The organism is Streptomyces sp. NPDC055506, assembly GCF_053643595.1.
On the sequence record NZ_JBSHKH010000018.1, the window covers coordinates 19,847 to 27,112 of the forward strand.

Consider the following 7,266-nt stretch of genomic DNA (forward strand, 5'->3'; position numbering starts at 1 on the left):
GTCCGCACAGCAGTTGTGAGTCCCGCTTCCTGAACCGCACCGCCTGCTCCGGAAAGGCACGAGATGAAGAGAAGAGCTCTCCCCGCCCTGGCGCTGATATGCGCCGCCGGCCTGGCCGCCACCGCGTGCAGTGACCCGACCGCCGGGGACTCCGGTTCGGACGGTTCGGACGCCAAGCCGTCGGCGGTGAATCCGACCGCCCGCCTCGACGGTGTGAAGCTGACCATGTGGACCGCGCAGAACACGGTCGACGCGCCCAAGCAGGTCATCGACGCCTTCGAGAAGGCCACCGGCGCCACCGTCGACACCCAGGCGATCCCGGACCTCTACGAGCAGAACGTGCCGACGAAGCTGGCCTCCGGCGACCGCCCCGACCTGATGTTCTGGCAGCCGTCCATCTCCACCCTGCCGTTCATACAGCCGAAGCAGAACCTCCTGACCCTGGACGGGGAGCCGTGGGAGGCCGAGCTCGGCGGGACCGAGAAGTCGCTCGGCATGATCGACGGCAAGCGGTACGCGGCGATCGTCACCAGCCCCGCCATGCTCGGCGTCTACTACAACAAGGACGTCTTCAAGCAGGCGGGCATCGCCGAGAAGGACTTCCCCGCGTCCTACGACGAGCTGCTCGCCCTCGGCCGCAAGGTCGTCGACAAGTCCGACGCCGCCGCCTTCTACGAGGCCGGCGGCGACAAGTGGCCGCTCCAGTGGCAGATGCAGCTCCAGCTCACCGACCTCGACCAGCAGTGGTGGGCCGATCTGAACACGGGCAAGAAGAAATGGACCGACCCGGTCGTCGTCGGCGCGATCAAGAAGTACAAGGAGAAGCTGCTCGACGCCGGGCTCGCCCAGAAGAACTACCGGACGGGCACGTTCACCGGGCAGGCCGACGCGTTGTGGAAGGGCGAGGCCGGCATGGTTCTCAACGTCACGTCCTTCCAGAGCCAGTTGCAGGCCAAGTACTCCACCGCCGAGATCGACAAGAAGATCGGCTGGTTCCCGGTCGCCAACTCCTCGGCCACCGGCCTGTACTCCCCCGACCAGACCAACGGTGTCGTCGCCTTCAAGACGGGAGACGAGAAGCGGCAGAACGCGGCCCGGCAGTTCCTCGCCTTCTGGCTCGGGCCGGACTACCCGGACTACATCAAGGCGATGAAGATCCCGTCCGTGCAGCCGGCCGTGCCCACCCCCGGCGGACTGCCCGAGACGTCCAAGGCCCAGGTGGCGGCGCTGCCGAAGGCCATCGGCGTCTTCCAGGCCAAGGCGATCGTCGCCCCGGACACCCACCTCTACCTGGCCGACATGATCTTCGGCAAGAAGAGCCCGAAGCAGGTCGCGCAGGCGATCCAGGACCAGTTCGCGCAGGTGGCCAAGGCCCAGGGCGCCCCCGGGTTCTGACCATGGCGGACACGGTCGTACGTACCAAGCCCGCGCCGGTCAGGGGCGCGCCGAAGAAGGTGGGGCGGCTGCCACGCGCGGCCGTGCACCACCCCTGGTGGTTCGCGCTGCCCGCGATCGTCGTCTTCGCGGGCTTCTTCCTGGTACCGAACCTGCTCAACTTCTACTACCCGTTCACCAATTGGTCCTCGTACCACGCGGACATCGCCTTCACGGGCCTGGACAACTTCAGGACCATCGCCGAGGACGGCTCGCTGCTGCGTGCCATCCGGACGACCCTGGCGTACGCGCTGCTGGCGGCGCTGTTCCAGAACGGTTTCGGGCTGGTGCTGGCACTGCTGCTGGAGGACGACAGCCGCTTCAACCGGTTCTTCCGTGCCGTCTTCTTTCTGCCGGTGCTGATCTCGGCGCTCGCGACCGGCTACGTGTTCCAGGCGCTGCTGGACCAGGACGGGGCCGTCAACTCCCTGCTGGGCACGGACATCCCCTGGCTGGGTTCCACGACCTGGACGCTGGCGATCGTCACCCTCATCCACGGCTGGAAGTGGATGGGCCTGTCGATGCTGATCTATCTGGCCGGGCTCAAGGGCATTCCCGGCGAGATGCTGGAGGCCGCGAAGTGCGACGGGGCGGGGCCCTGGCGCACCTTCTGGTCGGTGCGTTGGCCGATGCTCGCGCCGGCCGTCACCTTCAACGTCACCACGGCGCTGATCGGTTCGATGAACACCTTCGACATCGTGCAGGCCACCACCGGCGGCGGCCCCGCGGCCTCCACGGAGGTCTTCAACATCTACATGTTCCGGATCTTCGGACAAGGCCTGTACGCCCAGGCCTCCGCGATGAGTCTCGTCCTGTTCCTGGTGGTGGTCGCCGTGGCGATTCCGCTGGTCGTCGGGCTCCGTCGAAGGGAGCAGCTGCTGTGACCGCGGTGTGGCGGTACGGCCGCCCCTCCCTCGTCGTACTGCTGGCCGCGCTGGCCGTCGGTGTGCCGCTGTGGCTGGTCGCCGTCACCTCGGCCAAGCCGCAGGCCGAGGCGATCGAGCCGAATCTGGACCTGCCCGGGCACTGGCAGCCCGCGAGCAACTACGCGGACGCGGTCAGCGAGGGGGAGATGCTGCGCGGCTTCCTCAACTCGCTGCTGGTCGTGGTGCCTTCGGTGGTGCTGGTGCTGATCCTGGGCGCGGGCGCCGCCTGGGTCTTCGCCCGCCGCAAGTCGAAGCTGGTCTCGGCGGCGTACGCGCTGTGCATCAGCGGACTGCTGCTGCCGCCGGCCGTCATCACCATCGTGATGGAGCTGCGGCAGCTGGGCCTGGCCAACACCCGCCCCGGCATGATCGCCGTCTACACCGGCATGTATCTGTCGACGTCGATCTTCTTCATGACCGGCTTCATCCGCGCCATCCCCATGGAGCTGGAGGAGGCGGCCCGGATGGACGGGGCGGCTCCGTCACGGATCTTCTGGCGGATCGTCCTGCCGCTGCTGCGGCCGGTGATCGCCACCGCGACGATCATGGTGATGCTCTACGCCTGGAGCGACGTCTTCTACGCGTTCTTCGTCCTCGGCGGCGGAGACAGAGCGACCCTGCCGCTCAACCTCTACCAGGTCGCCAGCGCCCAGCTCTATCTCAACAACTGGCATCTCGTCTTCGCGTACGTCGTGGTGATGAGCCTGCCCATGGTCGCCGTGTTCCTCGTCGGCCAGCGCAAGATCGTGTCCGGAATCACCAGTGGAGCCGTCAAGTGACTGGAGGTCCAGCAGCGTGAGCACCCCCGCCCGCACGAGATCCCGCACCAGAACCGCCCTGATCACAGCACTACTTGGAGCAGCCGCCATGGCAGGCACCCTCCCCGCGGCCGGTCCCGCCGCCGCGGCCGACCCCCAGCGCCTCACCGTCGACCTCAACGCCTCCGAGGGGCCGGTGATGCTGGGCGCCAACGGCTCCCTGTACGGGCTCAGCGACGACGGCGTGCCCAGCGACGCCGCGATGGCGCCCTTGAAGATCACCAGCGTCTCGCAGAAGCCGGAGGGCGGCGCCCAGCACCCCAACGGCGACGCGCTCACCGTCTCCAAGTCGTTCTTCCGCAACGGCGGCGGCGAGATCAACGTGATGATGCAGGACATCTACGCCAAGTGGCCGTACGAGGACCTCGGCATCGACGACTACCTTCCCAAGGTCGACAAGATCGTCAAGGAGGTCTCGGCCGACCCGAACAGCGACCGTTTCGTCTACATCCCGTTCAACGAGCCCGACCAGATCTGGTACAAGCTCGACGTCCAGGACCAGACCCAGTACGAGAAGAACCGTGACCGGTTCTTCAAGGACTGGAAGACGGTGTACCAGCGGATCCGCGCGATCGACCCGGACGCGCGCATCGCCGGACCCAATGAAGCGGCCTACCACACACGTCTGTTGAAGGACTTCCTCGTGTTCGCCAAGCGGGAGAACGTGCTGCCCCAGGTGATGACCTGGCACGAGCTCGGCTCGGGATCTCTCCGCGACTTCCAGGCGCACTACGACGACTACCGTGCGCTGGAGCGCGAGGCGGGCATCGCCCCGCTGAAGATCAACATCGATGAGTACGCCAACCGCCGCGATCTGTCCGTGCCCGGGCAGCTCGTGCAGTGGGTGTCCATGTTCGAGCGCAACAAGGTGTACGCCAACATGGCCTACTGGGACGCCGCCGGCAATCTCAGCGGCCATGTGGTGCGCTCGAACATCCCCAACGGCGGCTGGTGGCTGTTCCGCTGGTACGCGGGCATGACCGGGAACACCGTGAAGGTGACGCCGCCGCAGCCGAACACGATCGACACGCTGCAGGGCCTCGCCTCCCTCGACGCCTCCCGCCGCCAGGCGCAGGTGCTGCTCGGCGGTTCCGCCGCCGACTCGGACGTGGTCGTGCGGAACGTCCCGCGGTCGCTGTTCGGCCGTACGGTCACCGCGACGGTCGCCGAGGCCGCCTGGTCCGGTTACGAGGGGCAGCACGCGGCTCCGCAGGTCCTGGCGCGCACCAAGGTGAAGGTGGCGGACGACGGTTCGGTGACGGTTCCGCTGCGCGGACTGCACAAGATGTCGGCGTACCGGATCGTCCTCACCCCCGGCGGCTCGGGCACCCCGTCCGCCGCCTCCGTCCCGTGGTCGGCGTCGTACGAGGCCGAGGAGGCGGCCATCACCGACGGCAAGGTGTACACGCAGGGCACCGTGCAGAACGCCAACGGCTACGCGGCCTCCGGCACCAAGGACGTCGGCTCCCTCAACCAGCCCGGCAGCAAGGTCGCCTTCACGGTGACGGTGCCGAAGGACGGCACGTACGACCTGGCGATCCTGTACGGCAACCAGTCCGGCGGCCCCGCCACGCAGAAGCTGATCGTCGACGGCGGCGACCCGGTGACGGTCGGCTACCCCTCCACCGAGAACTGGACGTACCGCGCCAAGAAGGAAGTCGGCGTGCAACTGAAGGCGGGCACACACCAGTTGGTCCTGTCCAAGGGCGACGCCGAGGTCACCCTCGACCGGATCGACCTGACCACACGGACGGGCGCGGCCTCCGCGTCGTACGAGGCCACCCTGGCGGACATCGGCGGCAAGCCGTCGTACGACTACTCGTCCTCGGCCGGGACGGGCACGGGCGCCCTGGTGCTGCGCTCGGGCGACAAGGCGGTGTTCGACGTCTACGCCCCGCGTGACGGCTACTACACGGTGGTGCCGCGGGCCTCGGCGGCGGTGAAGCTCGCGCTGCACGGCGAGACGGTCACGGCCGCGCCCGGCCGGCCGCTGCGGCTGTACCTGGTCGCGGGCAACAACCGGATCGCGATGACGTCGGGCCACGCCGCCGTGCGCTCCCTCGACGTCTCCGGCGACGGCTCGGCCTCCGGCACGCTCTCCTACGAGGGCGCCTCGGCGGTGCTCGCGGGCGGCGCCGAGCTCGTCGACTCCCCGCACGCGTCCGCCGGCTCGTACATCGGCCGGCTGGGCAACAGCGCGTCCAGCACCGCCGAGTTCACGGTGAACGCGCCCCGGTCCGGCCGCCATGTGCTGGTCGTCCACTACGCGCACAACGACCGCAGGGACAACGGCCACGCCTACAACACGGACATCATGTCCCGTACGGCGGACCTCACGGTCGGAACCGCGGCTCCGGTGAAGGTCACCTTCAAGAACACCTGGAGCTTCGACGACTACTGGACGGTCGGCGTCCCGGTCGATCTGAAGAAGGGTGCCAACAAGGTGACGTTCGGCAACACGAGCGCCTGGGCGCCGAACATCGACCGGATCGAGCTCGGCCGGGTCGTGGGCTGAGCCGTGCGGTGACGGGTGCCGGTTGCGGAGTTGCGGAGGGGGTGTTCTCCTTCGCAACCGGCACCGCCGTGTCTGGGGCGGACCTCACTCGTACCAGCAGGCGGCCCGGATCCCTTCGTTCGGGCCGATCCACCACACTTCCATGCTGCCCGGGATCTGGGACACCGGCGCATCCCCTATGCTTCTACATTCCTGTAGAAATTCTTGCGGAACGTCAGTACACGCATGTGAAGGAGTGGACGCCACCATGGTGTTCAAACGACTGCTCGGCGCGATCGGCGTGGGCGGCCCCACCGTCGATACGGTCCTCGACCCGGCTCCCGTCCGGCCCGGCGGCACGCTCACCGGCCAGGTTCAACTCGTCGGCGGCAAAGCCGACTTCGACATCGAGGGCATCACCCTGGAGCTGGTGGCCCGGATCGAGGCCGAGCACGAGGGCGGTGAGAGCGAGGGGGTCGTCGCCTTCGACCGATTCACCGTCGGCGGCGGCTTCCGGCTCGCCGAGGGCGAGCAGCGCGGTGTGCCGTTCAGCGTGACGCTGCCGTGGGAGACGCCGGCGACCCAGTTGCACGGGGAGAGCCTGGGCGTCGTACTCGGCGTGCGTACCGAGTTGTCGGTGGCGGGTGCGAAGGACAAGGGCGATCTGGATCAGTTGGTCGTCGCGCCGCTGCCGGTGCAGGAGGCCGTGCTCGAAGCGCTGGGCGGGCTCGGGTTCGGGTTCAAGTCGGCGGATCTCGAGTACGGGCGCATCGGCGGAACCGGCCAGCAGCTGCCGTTCTACCAGGAGATCGAGCTCGTCCCGGCACCCCGGTACGCGCAGCAGGTCAATGAGATCGAGCTGACGTTCCTGGCGAACCCGGGCGGCATGGAGGTCGTACTGGAGGCGGACAAGCGCGGCGGCTTCCTGTCGTCCGGCCACGACGCGCTCACCCGCTTCAACGTCTCCCACGAAGGTGTCGAGCAGCAGGACTGGCCCGCGATCGTCGACGGCTGGATCCGGCAACTCGTCGAACACCGGGCGTCGTACGGCTCCCCCGTCGGTTCCTTCGGCCCGGTGGGCCACGGACACGACGGCCACCGCTCCGGCCCCGGCATGGGAACCGCCGTCGCCGCGGGCGCGGCCGGACTCGCCGCCGGGGTCGTCGGCGGCATGGTCGCGGGCGAAGTCGTCGACGAGGTCGGGGACTTCTTCGAGGGCGAGGAGGAAGAGGAGGGCTGAGGCCGGGCGGCCCGGTATCCGCGCAGGCAGCGGTGCCGGGGCGCTGCGTCCCGGGGCCGGGGTCCGGCGGGCAGTGGTCAAGGGCCCTGGCCTGGGCACCGGTCCAGGCCAACCGGCCGGGGCCGGTGACGCCGATCCGAGGCCGGGCGGCCGGTACCCGCACAGGGAAGCGGCGCCCCGGGCCGCTGATCCCCAGGCGGAGGACCGGCGGCAAGCCACCGCGCGGCACCCGGGCCTCTGCACCCCGAGGCAAAGGCCCAGCGGCAAACCACCCAGGCCGACGCCCACCCCGGGCACTGGCCCAGGACGCCCGCCGAGGCCGATAAGGCCGAGCCAGCGCCCACGAAGACCACG

5 protein-coding genes are annotated in these 7,266 nt (G+C 68.9%); all 5 read left to right on the forward strand.

Features of this window, described 5'->3' with window-relative positions; genetic code table 11:
* Nucleotides 1–63 precede the first annotated feature (63 nt).
* The 5 genes from ACWIF2_RS09830 to ACWIF2_RS09850 all read left to right on the forward strand — a co-directional run bounded on the left by ACWIF2_RS09830 (nt 64) and on the right by ACWIF2_RS09850 (nt 6,912).
* The gene (locus ACWIF2_RS09830; RefSeq protein WP_454359621.1) at nt 64–1,395 is read left to right on the forward strand and encodes an ABC transporter substrate-binding protein; all 1,332 of its coding nucleotides are present in this window, start codon (nt 64–66) and stop codon (nt 1,393–1,395) included.
* Between the two features lie 2 nt (nt 1,396–1,397).
* Entirely contained in the window at nt 1,398–2,318 is a 921-nt protein-coding gene (locus ACWIF2_RS09835) for a carbohydrate ABC transporter permease (protein ID WP_454359623.1), read from the forward strand.
* Complete coding sequence (locus ACWIF2_RS09840; RefSeq protein ID WP_454359625.1) at nt 2,315–3,139, forward strand: carbohydrate ABC transporter permease; 825 nt, start codon at nt 2,315–2,317, stop codon at nt 3,137–3,139. The genes ACWIF2_RS09835 and ACWIF2_RS09840 overlap by 4 nt, the downstream gene beginning before the upstream one ends.
* An 88-nt stretch (nt 3,140–3,227) precedes the next feature.
* Nucleotides 3,228–5,693, forward strand: coding sequence for a CBM35 domain-containing protein (locus tag ACWIF2_RS09845; RefSeq protein ID WP_454359627.1), 2,466 nt, complete (start codon nt 3,228–3,230; stop codon nt 5,691–5,693).
* Nucleotides 5,694–5,940: 247 nt separating this feature from the next.
* Entirely contained in the window at nt 5,941–6,912 is a 972-nt protein-coding gene (locus ACWIF2_RS09850) for a sporulation protein (protein WP_454359629.1), read from the forward strand.
* Nucleotides 6,913–7,266: the final 354 nt, after the last annotated feature.